The organism is Mucilaginibacter sp. P4_C11 (genome assembly GCF_056402115.1).
This window is the reverse complement of the sequence record NZ_JBFUIA010000016.1, coordinates 139,950-157,836: the sequence shown is the minus strand read 5'-3', so window position 1 is coordinate 157,836 and position 17,887 is coordinate 139,950. Positions and strand designations below refer to the sequence as shown.

General features: G+C 44.1%; 14 protein-coding genes. 6 read left to right on the top strand and 8 right to left on the bottom strand.

All coding sequences use genetic code 11. The annotated features are described in order from the left end of the window. Positions 1–64: 64 nt before the first annotated feature. From AC1DU2_RS16470 to AC1DU2_RS16450, 5 genes are all read right to left on the bottom strand, one after another. A complete protein-coding gene (locus AC1DU2_RS16470; protein ID WP_477385341.1) occupies positions 65–1,090 on the bottom strand; it encodes a 2Fe-2S iron-sulfur cluster-binding protein in 1,026 nt (341 codons plus the stop codon). Between the two features lie 63 nt (positions 1,091–1,153). Next, the gene (locus AC1DU2_RS16465) at positions 1,154–1,765 is read right to left on the bottom strand and encodes a superoxide dismutase (RefSeq protein WP_477358585.1); all 612 of its coding nucleotides are present in this window, start codon (positions 1,763–1,765) and stop codon (positions 1,154–1,156) included. A gap of 181 nt (positions 1,766–1,946) precedes the next feature. Beyond that, positions 1,947–2,423: a nucleoside deaminase gene (locus AC1DU2_RS16460; protein WP_477385340.1), complete on the bottom strand. Its 477-nt coding sequence runs from the start codon at positions 2,421–2,423 to the stop codon at positions 1,947–1,949. Further along, positions 2,424–2,759 carry a tRNA-binding protein gene (locus tag AC1DU2_RS16455; protein WP_477385339.1) on the bottom strand — a complete coding sequence of 112 codons (336 nt, stop codon included), beginning with the start codon at positions 2,757–2,759 and terminating at the stop codon, positions 2,424–2,426. It lies immediately after the preceding gene. A 235-nt stretch (positions 2,760–2,994) separates the two neighbouring features. Next, entirely contained in the window at positions 2,995–4,320 is a 1,326-nt protein-coding gene (locus AC1DU2_RS16450) for a D-alanyl-D-alanine carboxypeptidase/D-alanyl-D-alanine-endopeptidase (protein ID WP_477385338.1), read from the bottom strand. 59 nt (positions 4,321–4,379) lie between these two features. On the opposite strand from AC1DU2_RS16450, the gene AC1DU2_RS16445 reads away from it, so the two are divergent. Further along, entirely contained in the window at positions 4,380–5,627 is a 1,248-nt protein-coding gene (locus AC1DU2_RS16445) for an aspartyl protease family protein (RefSeq protein WP_477358594.1), read from the top strand. An 84-nt stretch (positions 5,628–5,711) separates the two neighbouring features. After that, positions 5,712–8,354: a zinc-dependent metalloprotease gene (locus AC1DU2_RS16440; protein ID WP_477385337.1), complete on the top strand. Its 2,643-nt coding sequence runs from the start codon at positions 5,712–5,714 to the stop codon at positions 8,352–8,354. Between the two features lie 140 nt (positions 8,355–8,494). On the opposite strand, the gene AC1DU2_RS16435 is transcribed toward AC1DU2_RS16440, so the two are convergent. Further along, positions 8,495–8,767: a hypothetical protein gene (locus AC1DU2_RS16435; protein WP_477358598.1), complete on the bottom strand. Its 273-nt coding sequence runs from the start codon at positions 8,765–8,767 to the stop codon at positions 8,495–8,497. A gap of 204 nt (positions 8,768–8,971) precedes the next feature. Here AC1DU2_RS16435 and AC1DU2_RS16430 point away from each other — a divergent pair, with 204 nt between their 5' ends. Beyond that, the gene (locus AC1DU2_RS16430; RefSeq protein WP_477385336.1) at positions 8,972–9,868 is read left to right on the top strand and encodes a hypothetical protein; all 897 of its coding nucleotides are present in this window, start codon (positions 8,972–8,974) and stop codon (positions 9,866–9,868) included. A gap of 324 nt (positions 9,869–10,192) precedes the next feature. Here the strand turns inward: AC1DU2_RS16430 and AC1DU2_RS16425 are convergent, their stop codons facing one another. Further along, a complete protein-coding gene (locus AC1DU2_RS16425) occupies positions 10,193–11,452 on the bottom strand; it encodes a peroxiredoxin family protein (protein ID WP_477385335.1) in 1,260 nt (419 codons plus the stop codon). 58 nt (positions 11,453–11,510) lie between these two features. After that, positions 11,511–12,650, bottom strand: a complete 1,140-nt coding sequence (locus tag AC1DU2_RS16420) for an acyl-CoA dehydrogenase (RefSeq protein ID WP_477385334.1) — start codon at positions 12,648–12,650, stop codon at positions 11,511–11,513. A gap of 402 nt (positions 12,651–13,052) precedes the next feature. On the opposite strand from AC1DU2_RS16420, the gene AC1DU2_RS16415 reads away from it, so the two are divergent. The 3 genes from AC1DU2_RS16415 to AC1DU2_RS16405 all read left to right on the top strand — a co-directional run bounded on the left by AC1DU2_RS16415 (position 13,053) and on the right by AC1DU2_RS16405 (position 17,606). Then, positions 13,053–13,295 carry a helix-turn-helix domain-containing protein gene (locus AC1DU2_RS16415; RefSeq protein WP_477358606.1) on the top strand — a complete coding sequence of 81 codons (243 nt, stop codon included), beginning with the start codon at positions 13,053–13,055 and terminating at the stop codon, positions 13,293–13,295. Positions 13,296–13,382: 87 nt separating this feature from the next. Beyond that, positions 13,383–15,434: a M13 family metallopeptidase gene (locus AC1DU2_RS16410; RefSeq protein ID WP_477385333.1), complete on the top strand. Its 2,052-nt coding sequence runs from the start codon at positions 13,383–13,385 to the stop codon at positions 15,432–15,434. A gap of 132 nt (positions 15,435–15,566) precedes the next feature. Continuing rightward, positions 15,567–17,606 (top strand): M13 family metallopeptidase, encoded by a 2,040-nt coding sequence (locus tag AC1DU2_RS16405; protein ID WP_477385332.1) that lies wholly within the window; start codon positions 15,567–15,569, stop codon positions 17,604–17,606. Positions 17,607–17,887 lie beyond the last annotated feature (281 nt).

Genomic DNA, 17,887 nt, shown 5'->3' with positions numbered 1-17,887 from the left:
TTGAGACGAAGCTTTATCGGTTACTTATTCTTGCTCCTTATCCTACCATTTTATGCCCACAAAATCACTCAAAAGTAATTTCCACATTATCAGTAACCGGGTGGCCGGTGCAGGTGAGGATGAGGCCAGCGTCCTGGTCGGCATCGGTGAGGACATCGTTTTTTACCATCTCTACTTTTCCGGTAATACACCTGGCCGTACAGGTAGAGCATACCCCACTGCGGCAGCTGTAGGGTAGTGGCAGGTTGTTTTGCAGGGCAGCCTGCAATATGGATTGGTTTTCGCCCACGGGCAGGTCGTGAACTTCGCCGTTGAATTTGATCCTGATATTGCGGGGGGCAAAATTGGTGGCCGTAGCAGATACTGCAACGGTCTCTAAAACAAAGTTTTCCCTGCGGATCTGGTTAGGGTCAATCCCCATATATACCAGTGCAAAGCGAATCATCCGCATGTAAGGAAATGGCCCGCAGAGGTAAAATTCGGCCTTTTCTATGTCTGAAGGTACCAATTGCCGGATTAGGCTTTCAACCCTGTCGGCATTCAGGCGGTTGGCTTCACTGCTCAGGAGGTGGATGACCTTAAATCTGCCGGGGTGAAGGGTGGCAAGCTGGTCGAGTTCGCTTCTGAATAGTATGGAGCCGGCATCCTGGTTGCTGTAAATAAGCGTAAGCCTGCTTTTGCCTGGGTGGTTCAGGATATATTTTAGCTGCGAGAATATGGGGGTTATACCGCTGCCGCCTGCAAAAAACAGTATGTATTTATCTTGTACATAGCTGCTTACCGTAAACCTGCCTGCCGGTACCAGGGCATTGAGCACATCGCCGGCTTTTATTTTGGTAAGCATAAAGCGCGAGATTTCGCCGTTGCTAATACGTTTTATGGTGATGGCAAGCAAGGGCTCGTCTGGCGACGAACTCAAAGAGTATGACCTGCGGATTTCCTCGTTGCGGTGATTAAATATCAATGTGAGGAATTGCCCGGCTTTGTATGGCACAGGCTGGCCGGGTGTATTGGACAGGTAAAAGGTAGCCGTATCTGGGGCTTCCCATTTTATTTGTTCAACTTTAAGCTTTAGTATATCAGTGGTCATATGTTACAAAAACGGCCCCGTTACATTGTACGGGGCCGTTTATATTTTAATGGGCAGCTTAAATTAAGCTATCGCTTTTGCATAAAGTTCGGCAACGTGTGCCCAGTTAATTACGCTCCAGATGCCTGCTAAATAATCAGGACGGCGGTTTTGATATTTAAGGTAGTAGGCATGTTCCCAAACATCGATACCTAAAATTGGAGTGCCTTTTACTTCGGCAATGTCCATCAATGGGTTATCCTGGTTAGGGGTTGATGTTACAGCCAGTTTTTTATCAGCAGTAACAATTAACCATGCCCAGCCCGATCCAAAGCGGGTTGCACCGGCTTCGTTAACTTTAGTTTTTAAATCGGCAATTGAACCAAAAGTGCTGGTAATTGCAGCAGCCAAAGCGCCCGTAGGTTCGCCGCCACCATTTGGTGAAAGTAAAGTCCAGAACAGGGAGTGGTTGTAGTGACCGCCACCATTATTACGTACAGCAGGCGCGAATTTTGAAATATTTTTGATGATATCCTCAATGCTGCTATCAGCTTCTGGCTTGCCTTCAAGGGCTTTATTTAAATTAGTAACATAAGCCTGGTGATGTTTGCCATGGTGAATTTCCATGGTCAGTTTATCAATGTGCGGTTCCAATGCATCGGTAGCGTAGGATAACGCCGGTAGTGTAAATGCCATAATTACAATTTTAAAGTTTAATGATTGTTATGTAACAAATATAAGAGTAGATTTTACTTTTTGTTCTAAAAATATTGTCAAGGTTGTGTATAATGTCTGAACCTGAATTCATCGAATTTATGAATTGACAGAATTAGAAAGGGTGCAATTCAAATAATTCTTTAATTCGATGAATTCCGGTTCAGAGCTTTCCCCTCTTGCTCCTGAAAAAATTCTTCACCAGTTCTGAGCATTCATTTTCGCGGATGCCACCGGTGATTACGGTTTTGGGGTGGGTTATTTTTTGGTTAAGCCTGCCAAAGCCCAGCTTTACATCATAAGCGCCAAACACTATCCGCGCTACCTGGAACCAGTAGGATGCCCCGGCACACATTACACATGGTTCCATAGTTACGTATAGGGTACAGCCCTGCAGGTATTTACCACCCATTGAGTTTGCCGCCGCTGTAAGTGCCTGCATTTCTGCATGGGCACTTACATCGTTAAGGCGTTCGGTAAGGTTATGGCCGCGGCCTATGATCTTGCCCCCATAGGTTACTATAGCGCCAATAGGGATTTCATCTTCCTCCAGGGCATACCGGGCCTCTTTTAAGGCTTCGCCCATAAAAAAATCGTCGGGGGATATGGCGGGCTCGTCTTCGAAATTTATATACCTCATTTAAATTAGTTTACTGCCGTTGGGCACAGGTTTATCAACAGCGGCCAGTACTATATCGCCATTTTCGTCGGCAAGGCCGGTTACCAGGAACTCCGACATGAATTTGCCTGTCTGTTTTTTAGGGAAATTAATTACGCCCAATATTTGCCTGCCTACAAGGCTTTCCTTTGTATAGTGTTTGGTAATTTGTGCGCTTGACCATTTGATGCCAAATTCGCCAAAATCAACCCTTACTTTAAAAGCTGGTTTACGTGCCTCGGGGAAATCGATAGCTTCTAATATAGTACCTGCCCGCAACTCTACTTGCTCAAAATTATGCCAGGTGATGGTTTCCATAGGGGCAAAGGTAAAATAGAATCAAGAGACAAGAATCAAGAATTAAGACTTTTTTATTGTGTTGCGTCATAGGTGAAACAGTAAAAAGTACCATTTGGCTAATAATCAACACATTGTGAATTATCATAAAATAAAAACCAAAACTAAAACAAGGCGGGAATTTTAAAACATTACTGTCTCGCTGTCAATAAAAAGCCCTGAGCGCATTTTAGAAAGGAATAGACATCTGTTTTATTTAATAGGTTTCATGTATCCATGTCATCACCCTCACCATTTCGCCCCTGATATCTTTATTTGGCCGGGTAAAATTGTTGTTCATGAAAGCGAAAGCCAAGTGCTTGCCTTTTCGGGTTACCAGGTAGCCGCTTTGGTTATGATTATTGGATAACGACCCGGTTTTGGCCCAAACAAAGGCCTTCCCGTTGTCTGTTTTATAAGCATTTTTAATAGTACCGGTTAGTCCTCCGGCGGGCATCAGGCTGTGCAGCAGGGTATCATTTTTAACTTCGTCGGCAATTTTGCATAGTAATTTTACGATGCTGCGCGGGGTAAACAGGTTGTAGCGCGAAAGGCCCGATCCATCCACCCATTGCGGCTCATCGGGCAAATCATTTAAAAAGTTTTTCTTCGAATAATTGATCACCGAATCGGTGTTCAGCATATTAAACTTTACCGACGAGCAAACCAGCAACAATTGTTCGGCTATAAAATTATCGCTGGGCTGCAGCATCCGTCGGTAAACGGAATCGGCGTTGGTGTTATAAATAATTTTAGCCGAGTTGCTGATGGGCAGGTACGTTAGGTAAACAGGCTTTTTTAAGGTATCTTCCAACAACTGCTTTGTAAGCATGTCGCTTGTTTTCCAGGGTACCAGTTGGTTGAATTTTTTAGGAATGTCTGTTTGCGGATAGGCAAACCGATTGGTTAACAAATCGCGCTGTACCCTAAATCCGGCAGGTTTAAAATCGGGGTCGCGGGTTAAAAACCTTTTAAAATATTGCGGTTTTACCTGCAGGTTGCCATCGGCATCGCCATATAAAAATACTTCGTTATCTTCTATCGGGAAAGCGCTTAGTTCCTGCTGGTAATCGTCATTATAATCATCCCATCCCCATCCAGGGCCAAAAATTTTACCGGTGTAACCGGTGGCCGACCAATACAGGTTTTTACCACTGTTCTTTAAAAAATTAAAACCATTAACCCCCTTCAGGTCGCTGTGTAAAAAGGAAGGGTCGCCGGTGCCCCAAAACACCAGTGAATCATTGTGCACTTCGTACTTTAATGCCGGTATCGAATCGCCCAGCATTTTAAGGCAGGTATAAAAAGTAAATAGTTTGGTGTTTGATGCCGGGGTAAAATATTTATCAGAATTTAGCTCAAATACCATCTTTTTTTGATCCATATCGTATAAAGCAAAACCGGTAAAATGATCATTGGAAACCTGCGATTGTTCAAACTGCTTTTTAATATTCCGTTTATTGATGGAATGGCTTTGAATACTGCAACTCCCCAATAATAAACCGCAAATTGTTATCAGAAATGTAAATGTTGTGCCCCGCATAAATATTTATTTATTTAACCAATTAATGTCGTAAATTTAATATTACCAATTATACCAAATTGTTACTTAAGCTATTTCATAAACTAAAGCATTTCCGGTCGTTGTGGCTCTTGTGCCTGCTGGCATTCTGTTTCACAACAGCCCATGCGCAGTACTTTGATTTAGATGCCCGCAAAAAAAAAGTAACTATACCTTTTAAACTGGTGCGTAACCTTATGGTTATTAAATTAAGCATCAATAACAGGGGCCCATTTAATTTTATTTTAGATACCGGCGTTGGCCTCATGATCATCACCGACCCCAAGTTAGCCGATTCTATAAGCATCCCCAATAAACGTACGTTAAAAATACCCGGGCTTGGCGAAGGGGCAGATGCCGAAGCTTATGTAACCTCGGCCTTAAATATAGATATTCCGGGGCTGGTAAGTTATGATGTGGCAGCAGCTATATTAAAAAAAGATCTTTTTAGCTTGTCGGGTTATGCAGGCATGCCTATACACGGGCTTATAGGCTACGAGTTTTTTAATAACCTGGCTGTTAAAATAGATTTTCAGGATAGCACGGTAACTGTTAGCCGCCCCAAAGACCTTAAGGTTTTCAGGAAAGGTACGCAGATACCCATAACCATTGAAGACCGAAAGCCCTATGTAGTAAGCAATGTGATACTGCAGGGAGGTCGTGTGGTAAAAAGCAAGCTGATTATTGATTTGGGAGCCGGGCACCCCATATCGCTCGAAAAAATTATACCTATTTATGGGCTGCCGCAAAAGTTTATTGCGTCGGCCAATCTCGGCATTGGGTTAAACGGGCCCATTAACGGGTTTATTGCCCGCCTGGAATCGCTTGAAATAGGTAAGTTTAAAATAAAAGGGATCATATCATCCTTTCCCGATGATGGCAATAACCAAACCCGGCTTTCGATACCCAGGGATGGTAACCTGGGGATTGGTGTGCTTAAGCGGTTTTCGGTGATATTCGATTATACGGGTAATTCGATGTATTTGAAACCTAATATGAATTTTAAAGAACCTTTTGAGCACGATATGAGCGGCATTGAATACTATGCTGCCGGAGCCAATTTGGATAGGATAATTATTAACCGCGTGGAGCCCGGATCGGCCGGTGACGAAATAGGACTGGAGCGGGATGATGAGATAGTGGCCATTAACTTTAAGCCGGTTTCTAAAATGAGCCTTGAAGAAATTGACGCATTATTCCGATCGAGGAACGACAGGAGTCTTTTGCTTGATGTTTTTCATGATAAAAAGCTGGATAAGGTAGTGCTTACCTTAAAGCGGAGGATTTGATTGCCCCATTTTTATTTATTAGGGACTGATTTTATAAAAAAACCGCAAACTTTGCATAAGTTTACGGTTTAAGTAGACTAATTAATGAAGAAAAACCCTGTGGCAGGCCAGTTTATGCGCGGCACTGCGTTAATTTTATCCGTTTTGGCTGCCTCCTGCGCCACAAAAAAACAAACGGCAAATCAAACTCTAACCCTTAAAACAACAGCTGGCCCCGGTGGTACAACTGCTACCGCTACCGTTGGTGCCCCTAAAAAAGAGGGTATCAAGAAATTCAGCGACCTGATTACAGGCAAGATAAAAGCTGATAGCGGATTGTTTAATACCTATAAGGTTGATGGCAAGTATTACTATGAAATTCCGGATTCGTTACTAAGCCGCGAAATGCTTGTTGTAACCCGCTATGTAAAAACTCCGGCCGGTTTAAGAACATTTGGTCAGCAATACGGCGGCGAACAGCTTAACGAACAGGTTTGGAAATGGGAGCGCCATGATAAGCAGGTTTTTATTCGTGTACCCAGCTATAGCGTAAGGGCCGATAGTACATCTGATATGTATCAATCGGTTAAAAACTCAAACCTTGATGCGGTTTTGGCCTCTTTTGATATCAAGGCTTTTAATAAAGATACAACCGGGGTTTTAGTTGATGTAACAGATTTTTACAATGGAGATATTGCAGCGATAGGCTTATCTGACGATGTGAAAAAAGCCTATAAAATTTCGGGCGTTGATGGCGCACGGTCTTATATAGATACTATCAAAAGTTTCCCGATTAACCTGGAAGCACGCACGTTAAAAACTTACCGTTCAGGCGAGTCGCCGACGGATAATTCAAACGGCGCGGTAACGTTCGAGTTAAATACATCAATGGTATTACTGCCAAAAACACCAATGAAACCACGCATCAGCGATGCAAGGGTTGGGTTTTTTGGCCAGCGCCAAACCGACTATGGTACTGATAAACAAAAATCGGAGGTTACAGCCTATATTCACCGCTGGAAACTGGAACCCAAAGATCCTGCAGCTTATGCCAAAGGGCAACTGGTTGAACCTAAAAAGCAAATTGTTTACTACATTGACCCTGCCACACCAAAAAAATGGGTGCCATACTTAATTGCCGGTATAAACGACTGGAATAAAGCGTTTGAAGCCGCAGGCTTTAAAAACGCCATTATTGGTAAAGAAGCACCTACAAAAAAGCAGGATCCTGAATTTAGTACCGAAGATGCGCGCTACAGTGTTATCCGCTACTTTGCGTCTGATGTTGAAAATGCTTACGGCCCACACGTATCCGACCCGCGAAGCGGCGAAATATTAGAAAGCCATGTTGGCTGGTACCATAATGTAATGAACCTGCTGCGCGATTGGTACCTGATACAAACTGCAGCTGTTAACCCGGCCGCACGCAAAGCCCAGTTTACCGACGAGCAAATGGGCGAGCTGATTCGTTTTGTATCATCGCATGAAATTGGCCACACGCTTGGTTTGCCCCACAATTTTGGTTCAAGCTATGCTTATGCTGTCGATTCGTTACGTTCAAAATCGTTTACGGATAAGCACGGTACCGCGCCATCAATTATGGATTATGCCCGTTTTAACTATATCGCCCAACCTGGCGATAACGTAACGCACCTTTATCCGCAAATTGGCGAGTACGATCTTTGGGCTGTAAAATGGGGTTATAGCTGGTTCCCCGGCAATAAAACTGCCGATGAGGAGAAAGACATACTGGCCGACTGGACAAACAAAAAAGCAGGCAATCCCCTGTACTATTTTGGCCGCCAGGGAACATCAATTGATCCGCGCCTGCAAAATGAAGATTTAGGCGATAACGCGATGAAGGCAAGTACCTATGGTATTGCCAACCTGAAACGCATTTTGCCAAACCTTGAAAAATGGACCTATCAAAAAAATGAAGACTATGGTGATGTAAGCGAACTTTATAACGAGGTTTTAGGCCAGTATTACCGTTATATGGGCCATGTAACCACCAACATTGGCGGCATGAACGAAAACTTTAAAACATATGATCAAAAAGGCCCGGTATATGATTTTGTTGGTAAAGGCCTGCAACATGATGCCGTTGAATTTTTAAATAAACAAATATTTACCACACCTTACTGGCTTATTGATAAAGCCGAGCTGGGCAAGTTTGATAATGGCGTAATGTATAACCGCATTAAAGGAGTGCAGGTAGCGGTGCTTGGCAACGTACTTAGCCAATCAAGGCTGGCCCGTATGTATGATAACGAAGCTAAAAATGGCACAGCCGCTTATACCGTAGCCGAATTGCTGAATGACCTACGCCCGGCTATTTTTGCAGCCGGCAAGCCAGATGCGTTTAAACGTAACTTACAGCGCGGTTATGTGGAAAACCTAAGGAGTTTATTAACTGATGATTTCAGGGGCTTCCCCGGCTTTCCACCGCAGGTATTGGCTTCATTTGGATTGACGCCAATTAATATGGCATTATCAGATATAAGGCCTATGGTGCGTGCCGAGCTAAAGAAAATTGACGCCGGCTTACCAAAGGGAGGCGACGCATTAACAGCCGCGCATTATGCTGATTTAAAGCTGCGCATAAAAGAAGCCTTAAACCCAACAAGGCCAATAGTTAACCTGCCCGGTGGTGGCGTTATACGCGGCATTAATGGCGAAGAAATGCCGAAAGAAAATACCGGTAAAGGATACCTTAATTGCTGGCCAAGAACAAATGTGGATAACTAATTTATTCTCCAATAAAAATGGCCAAATAAAAAAGCCTGCTTAAAAATTTATTTAAGCAGGCTTTTTTTATGATTTTGGCATGCGTTGATGCCGTTGAAATATCTTTTACTATCGAACAAATAGCGGCAATAAAGCAGGTATTATTTAAGCTGACTTATGTTTTCAAAAAATGCAACCTGTATATCGAGCAGCGATTTTACGTTTATTTTTTCGCCATAGGCATCAAAGCAAAGAAATTTGGCACTTTCAGGGTGATTTCTGGTGGCTTTTTCAAAAAAGTTGAAAGTTTCAAAAAAATAATGATTGATTGTAACATTATTTTTACCATTTGTTTGCGAAGCGTTGAGCCTAAAGCCGATCGCATCCATCCAATTATGGACCCGTGCGTGTAAATTGTTGCTTAGTTTGTTCATAGGTTAAATGTTTTTTAAGTATAACGAAACCATTAAGGATTTTGTTGCACTGTCTTTTATACATTTGTTTAATAAGCCTGTTGATAACCTTTTTTGCTAAAAAATTAATTAATAATAAAAAGAGTGCTTTGTTTCGCTGTTTTTTGAAACTAATTATCCACATATCCGTACTAAAGCTACTATATACTACTAAAAATATATTTTATGGGAAGACTACGACTTTTATTACCCGTTTTATTGCTTTGCATGATCAGTGTAAACTCATGCAAAAAGGATAAAACACCCGGCCCAACCGGGGCAACAGGTGCCGATGGGGCACAGGGGCCAAAAGGAGATACAGGCGCAACGGGGGCACAAGGCCCACAAGGAGCAACAACGGGCATACCCGGCCCAACAGGTGCCACCGGCGCTACAGGAGCAACAGGGGCAACGGGAGCAACAGGCCCTATTGGCCCGGCAGGCCCGGCAGGCCCAACAGGTGCAACCGGCGCAACGGGGGCTACAGGTGCAACGGGTCCAATAGGTCCGCAAGGCCCGGCAGGCGCTACTGGCGCAACAGGTGCAACAGGCGCCACCGGTGCTACAGGTGCGGTTGGCCCGAGAGGCCCGGCTGGTCCAACAGGAGCTACAGGGGCTGCTGGTGCTACGGGAGCAACCGGTGCTACAGGAGCTACTGGCGCTACAGGAGCTACGGGAGCACAAGGCCCGGCAGGACCGCAAGGCCCGGCAGGAGCCGATGGATCTGTTAGCATAAAGAGCTATATAATAACCAACCAGAGTGTGAGCTCGGCTGCGGCAACTAAGCTTAATGTACCGGCAATTACACAATCAATTGTTAACAGCGGCCTGGTATTGGTATATTTAAGGGTAACAGGAACAACAAGTTTCTACTCCCTGCCTTTCATCAGAATTACCAATGCCATATACCAATCAGATGTGGGCTTGGGTTTTGTAAACATTATAGCCAATTTTAACTCACCGGGCTACGATTTTAAAGTTGTAGTAATCCCTGGCGGTAGCGTAACCACTTTACAGGTTACCCACCCGGGCCTTAACTTTAAAAATTACAACGACGTTGCATCGGCATTAAACCTGAATTAATTAAAAACTGACTGATCTTATAATAACACCCCAGAGGCTGCTTTAAAAGGGCAGCCTCTTTTTTATTTAAGAACGATTGTTTATTAATTTAAATGCATGAAGTAAGGTTGAATACACAGCATGACAATCAAAACTGTGCCATAGCTGATGTGCTTTATTGGAATTGACGACAACACCAAATAGTTATCTCTTCAAGAATTTAACTTAGATAATGGCTGCAACCAGCGGAGGCTAAGAGTGATGAACTCAAAAAACCAGAAATGTCAGGCTTTTAGCTGGACATTCCTGGTTTTTAAATGATTATTGGTGAGATAAGATTGTAAATCAAAAAGCTCCCCCTTTAGCGGCTTGCGGGGCCTCGGCCAGCAAATCATCGGTTAGTTTCTCAAATTCATTGATAAACTCTTTGTAATACTCGCCTGTACCCGGCCCGCTGAAGCCTGTGTGTATTTTGCGAACATCACCGCTTTTATCAATGATGATGGTTGTAGGGAAGCCAACTACCTTTGATAGCATGGGCAGGCTTTTGGATGTTTCGGCTTTATCGCTGGTATAGCCGGTTATTAACAACTCATAAGGTACGTTAAAGCGGGTTTTTACCTGCTGTAAAGCCTTTTGCGATTTGGCAAAATCGCTGCTGCGTTCATACGCCAAACCTACCACCTCAACCCCCTTGCGCTGGTATTTTTTGTAGTAATTAACCATGTAAGCGGTCTCGTCCATACAATTGGGGCACCATGAACCTAATATTTGTACAATAACTACCTTGTTTTTGTACCGGCTATCCTGCAGGGAAACTGTTTTGCCTTCAATGTCTTTAAAAGTAAAATCTATTTTTTTAAAACCGGGTTTAAGCGCGGTTAACGAGTAGGCATCAGGCAATTTTGCATTGGCGTCTTTTACAGCGGCCCAGCTTTGCACGCCCGAGTAGCCTGCGTAAAACTTACCGCCGGTAAGCGTTTTATCATCCTTAATGGTTGCTGTAAAGGTGTAGGCATGCCCACCATCAAAGCAAGACAGGAACAGCTTATCGCCGGCCACAATACCTTCCAGGTAGCGGTAATCGCCGGTGGTGGTTAAAAACGTGCCGGTTAGTTTGGCGCCAACCTGTTTAAACTCGCCCACCGTGGTATCGGCACCTTCGCCTTCGCCAATAATGGCCGACCATCGGCCGCCTACGTTATAAGCCGGTTTTTCGGGTGCTTTCAAAAAACGCCGGGTAGTATTAGGTGTAGCTGCAAATGGGGTTAAAACATCCTGGCTTGCCAGGTGCTTTATCCAGTTGCCTGTTAACTTATCGCCATCCAGCTTTAGTTTAAATTCCGAATTAAAGAGCGGCATGTGTATAAAAACAGAATCGCCCACGGTAGCAACATCGGTAACCTTAAACCTTTCGGCGCCGTTAATAATAGCTAATTGCTGTTTACCGGCGGTATCCTTAACATCAAAGTTAAACGGAATCTCGTTTCCCGATTTGGTACTTAGCGCTCCGCGCCATACACCCGTTTTAAGTTTGGTTTGTGCCGATGCTGCCTGTATAAACAGGGCGCATGATAAAGTTGCTATGATGGGTTTTAATTTCATACTGCAATAAAAATGTCTACCAAATTAATAGACTATCAAAAGTATGAAATTTAGGCAATTATTTCAATATCTCGCGCGAAATTACAATCCGCTGAATTTCTGATGTGCCTTCGTAAATCTGGGTTATTTTGGCATCGCGCATCATGCGCTCCACATGGTACTCTTTTACAAAGCCATAGCCGCCATGAATTTGAACAGCCTCAACGGTGGTACGCATGGCTACGTCTGATGCAAAAAGTTTGGCCATCGAACTGGCCTGCGCATACGGATGGTTATGGTCTTTTAACCAGGCAGCCCTCAGGCAAAGCAGGCGCGCTGCTTCAATTTCGGTAGCCATATCGGCAAGTTTAAATTGCGTAGCCTGCAAATCGGCCAGGGTTTTACCAAAGGCCTTGCGTTGTTTGGAGTATTGTAAGGCAAGTTCATAAGCGCCGGATGCTATCCCCAGTGCCTGCGCGGCTATACCTATGCGCCCGCCTTCCAATAATTTCATGGCAAACTTAAATCCGAAGCCCTCATCGCCAATGCGGTTTTCTTTAGGTACTTTAACATCATCGAACATAATAGAATGAGTGTCTGAACCGCGCACGCCCATTTTATTTTCTTTTGGGCCAACGGTAAAACCTTTCATGCCTTTTTCAACAATAAGCGCGTTAATGCCGTCGTGCCGTTTGGCGGCATTGGTTTGCGCCATTACCAGGTAAGTTGAGGCGGAACTGCCGTTTGTAATCCAGTTTTTGGTGCCATTAAGCAAATAGTGGTCGCCCATATCTATAGCGGTGGTGTGTTGCGATGTCGCGTCTGAGCCCGCTTCCGGTTCCGACAGGCAAAACGCGCCTATGCTTTCGCCCTTAGCCAAAGGAATTAAATATTTTTCCTTTTGAAATTCGTTGCCAAATTTTTCGAGTCCATTGCAAACCAACGAGTTGTTTACCGAAAGGATCACTGCCGTAGAAGCATCAATTTTCGAGATCTCTTCCATCGACAGTACATAAGATATAGCATCCATGCCGCCGCCACCATATTGCGGGGCAACCATCATCCCTAAAAAACCAAGCTCGCCCAGCTTTTTAATTTGCTCAGCCGGGAATTGCTGATGTTCATCACGCTCAATAACGCCGGGTTTTAATTCTGTTTGGGCAAAATCACGGGCAGCCTGCTTAATCATCAGCTGCTCTTCTGTAAATTCAAATAGCATAGTATAATAAAAAGCTAAATATAACAATTTACTATGCATGCATAGTAAAATATTGAATATAAAAAAAAGAGAGCCTTTTTTGAAGCTCCCTTTCCCCTAATTAATTTAAACTATTGATTAAACCCAAAACAAAGAACAAAAAATCTCAACTTGGGCGTCTGAGAATTCAAAAAAAGTTTTTCACAGGTAGGTGATTTAATTTTTTTTCACAGATCGTATGCAGGGCGAATTGTTTTAAACAAATTTATTGCCAGTATTTATTATTTTGATAATTATTGGCAATAAATAATAGTTACGTCTCAATTATTTAATCCGATATTTTTTACGAACTTTAATAATCAAACGCTAAATTATTTTTTGAGCCCCTACTAAAGATAAATTTTAAAATTAATCTTATTTTTTATGCTACTTACTGATTTTGAATACCTTAGCACTTCTGACGAGGCTTTTAAAAAGAAAATTGCACTACAGATCAAGAACCTGAGGCGGCAAAACCAGGTTACCCAGGAGAAGTTTTTTACCGAAACCAATATTAATATTGCCCGGTTGGAGTCTGGAAAAATTGATATCAGGCTGGATACCCTCCGAAAAGTTTGTTATTATTTTGATGTTTCATTGGCCGGTTTTTTTCAGGGCATCTATTAAAAGCTGCCAGTTTTAATAAAATCGCTGTCCTAAATTCTATTATTCAATACAATCGTTGTATTTTTTTACATACACCCAAACAAACAGATGATCAAAAACACTACACCTGCCCTGTTGTTGAGCGGGCTCATCGCAATTGCGCTCCTTCCGGCTTGTAAAGACAAGACAAAAATTTATGCCGACAACGACCCCGTGATTAAAAACATGGATACCAGTGTGAAACCCGGCGACGACTTTTTTAAATACGCCAATGGTACCTGGTTAAAAAAGAACCCCATTCCCGGAGCCTACGCGGCCTGGGGGATAGGCAACGTGGTACAGGAGGAACTGCGCGACCGGATGAGAAAAATTAATGAAGACGCACTAAAAGCCAATGCGCCCAAAGGCAGCAATACCCAAAAAATAGGCGATTTTTATTACAGCGGTATGGATACCGTTGATATTGAAAAGCGGGGCATTACGCCGCTTAATGATGAACTGAAAAAGATTGAGGATATTAAAGATGTAAAAGGCCTTATTGAGGAATTTGCCCACCTGGATGGTATAGGCGTAACTACACCATTAGGTACCTATGCCGGGCAGGATAGTAAAAACAGCGATAAAATAATGCTGCAATTAGGCCAGTCGGGTATCGGTTTGCCCAACCGCGATTATTACTTTAATACCGACGCGCATAGTGTTGCCATCCGTACCGATTATAAGTTAACGCATTTGCCAACAATATTCAGGTTAAGTGGCCTGCCAATTGACGCCGCCGGTGCTGCCGCCAAACAAACTTATGCCCTTGAAACAGCGCTTGCCGATAGCAGCCGTAAGCTGGAAGATTTGCGCGACCCTTACCATAACTATAACAAAATGACGCTGGCCGGTTTAAGTAAACTGGCGCCGGATATCGACTGGAAAGCCACGTTCAAAAAAATGGACTATAAGGATGTGGATACCGTGATTGTTGGCCAGCCCGAATATTACCGCGCCCTAAATAAGGCTTTGCATGATTACAGCATTACCGATTGGAAAAATTACCTGCGTAAAAACCTGGTTACCTCGTTCGGATCGTACCTGAGTAAGCCATTTGACCAGGAACTGTTTCGTTTTTATGAGATGGTGCTTTATGGCAGCAAGGAACAATTGCCACGCTGGAAAAGGGTGCTTGACCTGGAAAATGGTGTAATGGGCGAAGTGCTTGGGCAGATATTTGTAAAAGAGTACTTTCCCGAAAAAACAAAAGAACGCTATGTAAAACTGGTTGAGGCCATGCGCGAAACCTTTAAGGAGCATATTGAAAAGCTTGACTGGATGAGCCCGCAAACCAAAGAGAAAGCATACTATAAACTGAGCAAAGTAATGCCAAAGGTTGGTTACCCCGATAAATGGAAAGATTTTTCGACCCTGGAGATTGACCGCGGCCCGCTTGCGCTAAACATGATGCGTGCCAACAACTGGCAGCACAAGTTTAACGCATCAAAACTGGGCAAACCTGTTGACCGTACCGAATGGGGGATGACGCCGCAAACCTACAACGCCTATTACAACCCATCAAATAATGAAATTGTACTGCCCGCAGGTATTTTTGCCATACCGGGCTTTAAAGACGAGAATATTGACGATGGCATCATTTACGGGTACGCAGCCGCATCTACCATCGGCCACGAAATGACACATGGCTTTGACGACCAGGGCCGCCAGTTTGATGCTAAAGGAAATCTGAAAGCCTGGTGGCTGCCCCAGGACTCGGTTAAGTTTACCCAGCGCGCGCAAATGCTGATTAACCAGTTTAATGGCTATACTATTTACGGCCTGCACGTAAACGGCAAGGCCACGCAAGGCGAAAATATTGCCGATTTGGGTGGTATTGTAATTGGCCTTGATGCGTTCAAAAAAACCGACCAGTATAAAGAAGGTAAAACCATCAACGGGTTTACCCCGCTGCAACGCTACTTTTTAGGCTACGCCTTGGGATGGCTGGGGCAAGACAGGCAGGAAGCCTTGCAAAGCCAGATATTAACCAACGAACATGCCCCAGGCTTTATGCGCGTAAATGGCCCCTTTACCGATGTGCCCGAGTTTTATGAGGCGTTTGGAATTAAAAAAGGAGATAAAATGTGGCTTGATCCGGATAAGAGGGTGAAGATTTGGTAAAAACGAAGCCGCCCAGCCCCCTGAAGGGGGAGCTTTTGATTTGCATGCGAAATGTATTTACACAACACTGTTACAAACGCCTTTTAATAAGGCGTTTGTTTTTTTAATAAATTTGATGCAAACGTATTCTGCATGACAAAAACGTACAAAAAATTTATTTTAGGTGGTGCTGTATTAACTACAATGGCATTAAGCGCATATATAGCAAAACCAAACGATCCTGTTTTTGATAACCTGGATCAGTCGGTTAGTCCCGGTGCCGATTTTTTTAAATACGCCAATGGCGGCTGGCTTAAGCGTAACCCTATTCCGGCAGCCTACTCCAGCTGGGGAATTGGCAACGTGGTATCAGAAGAATTGCGCGACAGGCTGAAAAAAATCAATGAGGATGCTTTGGCCGCCAACGCCCCTAAAGGCACAACCACCCAAAAAATAGGCGATTTTTATTTTACCGGTTTAGATACCGTAAATATTGAAAAACGGGGCATCGACCCATTAAAAGCACAATTAGCTTTGATAGACCAGGCCAATGATGAGCCTTCAATTTTAAATGCCGCGGCTGTATTAAGTACTACAGGCACCCGCAACGTATTTGGTGCGCGGGTTGGGCAGGATGCCAAAAACAGCGCTAAAATGATGTTGCAGCTGGGGCAGGCAGGTTTAGGCCTGCCAAACCGCGATTATTATTTTAAAACAGACGCCCGCACGGTTAAAATCCGCACCGATTATACAACTAACCACCTGCCAACTATGCTCAGGCTTACCGGCTATGATGAGCAACAGGCTAAAGCCGGTGCCGAAAGTATTTTTAAGATTGAAAAATTTTTGGCCGATAGCAGCCGCAAACTGGAGAAACTACGCGACCCTTATGCCAACTACCACAAAATGACACTGGCACAGTTGAACGCGCTTACGCCGGATATTAACTGGAACACGGTTTTTAAAACCATGGAACTGAAGCCTGTAGATTCGGTAATTGTTGGGCAGCCGGAATATTACAGGGCTTTGAATACGGCGTTGAAAACATTTCCGGCGGCGGATTGGAAAGCCTACCTGCGCTGGAAACTCATTTCATCCTACTCGCCGTATCTTAATAAGGCGGCCGACGATGAAAGTTTCCGTTTTGGCGGCAAGGTAATATCGGGCCGTAAAGAACAGCTGCCCCGCTGGAAGCGGGTATTGGATACCGAAAATGGTTTAATGGGCGAAGCCCTGGGCTTTTTGTTTGTAAAGGAATATTTCCCGGTTACGGCAAAGCAGCGTTATACAGATATGGTTGAGGCTATCCGGCAGGCTTATCGTGAGCATATTGCCAAACTGGATTGGATGACACCCGAAACCAAGCAAAAGGCGTTGGTGAAATTGAACGCCATTCACCCCAAAGTGGGTTATCCTGACAAATGGAAGGATTTCTCGACACTGGTGATGGACAGGGAATCATACGCGGGCAACGTTATGCGCGCCAGGCATTGGGCTTACCTGGTTAATATTAACAAGCTGGGCAAACCGGTTGACCACACAGAATGGGGCATGACACCGCAAACCTACAATGCCAGCTACAGCCCGTCGAACAACGAAATAACACTGCCGGCTGCGCAGTTTACCATTCCCGGCGTAAAAGACAGCGAGGTTGACGATGCCGTAGCTTACGGCTATGTAGCTGCATCAACCATTGGTCATGAAATTACCCATGGGTTTGATGATGAAGGCCGCCAGTTTGATGCCAAAGGCAATCTGAAAACCTGGTGGACACCAACCGACTCGGTGAGGTTTACCAAACGGGCCACTATGTTGGCCGACCAGTTTAGCAGTTATATAGTGCTTGATAGTTTGCACGTAAACGGCAAAGCCAGTTTAGGCGAAAATATTGCCGATTTGGGCGGGATTGTATTAGGTATAGATGCTTTTAAAAAAACCAAACAATATAAAGAGGGTAAATTAATAAACGGCCTTACACCTATGCAGCGTTTCTTTTTAGGCTACGCCCTTGGCTGGCTTGGGCAGGAACGCGACGAGGCATTAGCCAACCAGATACTAACAGATGTGCATGCCCCCGGCTTTTTGCGGGTAAATGGTCCCTTTAGTGATGTGCCAGAGTTTTATGAAGCTTTCCACATTAAAAAGGGAGATAAGATGTGGTTGGATCCTGAGAAAAGGGTGAAGATTTGGTAGGAAGCCTCCCGGCCCCCTGAAGGGGGAGTTTTTTGATTAGCAGGGTTGATGCCACAAAGTTTTTCTTTTTCCGCGATCTGTGTCTTCACAGATCGCTTTTCGAATGTTCTTTGTGTGCTGGGGCAGATAAAACTAAATTGCCCAGTTTGAACTAAATACGATAAACAACAAGCTTTCCGCGATTTGCGTTAGGGGGAGTAGCGGATACCGGCCAATGTGAATAAGGCCTGTGCAGTATGAGCGGATGACCCGGGCCGCAGGCAACGCCCACTTTAGTAGTA

What these genes read in the sequence shown, in the direction of transcription:
- AC1DU2_RS16470 (WP_477385341.1), bottom strand. Translation starts at nt 1,090, where the DNA reads ATGACCACTGATATACTAAAGCTTAAAGTTGAACAAATAAAATGGGAA.
- AC1DU2_RS16465 (WP_477358585.1), bottom strand. Translation starts at nt 1,765, where the DNA reads ATGGCATTTACACTACCGGCGTTATCCTACGCTACCGATGCATTGGAA.
- AC1DU2_RS16460 (WP_477385340.1), bottom strand. Translation starts at nt 2,423, where the DNA reads ATGAGGTATATAAATTTCGAAGACGAGCCCGCCATATCCCCCGACGAT.
- AC1DU2_RS16455 (WP_477385339.1), bottom strand. Translation starts at nt 2,759, where the DNA reads ATGGAAACCATCACCTGGCATAATTTTGAGCAAGTAGAGTTGCGGGCA.
- AC1DU2_RS16450 (WP_477385338.1), bottom strand. Translation starts at nt 4,320, where the DNA reads ATGCGGGGCACAACATTTACATTTCTGATAACAATTTGCGGTTTATTA.
- AC1DU2_RS16440 (WP_477385337.1), top strand. Translation starts at nt 5,712, where the DNA reads ATGAAGAAAAACCCTGTGGCAGGCCAGTTTATGCGCGGCACTGCGTTA.
- AC1DU2_RS16435 (WP_477358598.1), bottom strand. Translation starts at nt 8,767, where the DNA reads ATGAACAAACTAAGCAACAATTTACACGCACGGGTCCATAATTGGATG.
- AC1DU2_RS16430 (WP_477385336.1), top strand. Translation starts at nt 8,972, where the DNA reads ATGGGAAGACTACGACTTTTATTACCCGTTTTATTGCTTTGCATGATC.
- AC1DU2_RS16425 (WP_477385335.1), bottom strand. Translation starts at nt 11,452, where the DNA reads ATGAAATTAAAACCCATCATAGCAACTTTATCATGCGCCCTGTTTATA.
- AC1DU2_RS16420 (WP_477385334.1), bottom strand. Translation starts at nt 12,650, where the DNA reads ATGCTATTTGAATTTACAGAAGAGCAGCTGATGATTAAGCAGGCTGCC.
- AC1DU2_RS16415 (WP_477358606.1), top strand. Translation starts at nt 13,053, where the DNA reads ATGCTACTTACTGATTTTGAATACCTTAGCACTTCTGACGAGGCTTTT.
- AC1DU2_RS16410 (WP_477385333.1), top strand. Translation starts at nt 13,383, where the DNA reads ATGATCAAAAACACTACACCTGCCCTGTTGTTGAGCGGGCTCATCGCA.
- AC1DU2_RS16405 (WP_477385332.1), top strand. Translation starts at nt 15,567, where the DNA reads ATGACAAAAACGTACAAAAAATTTATTTTAGGTGGTGCTGTATTAACT.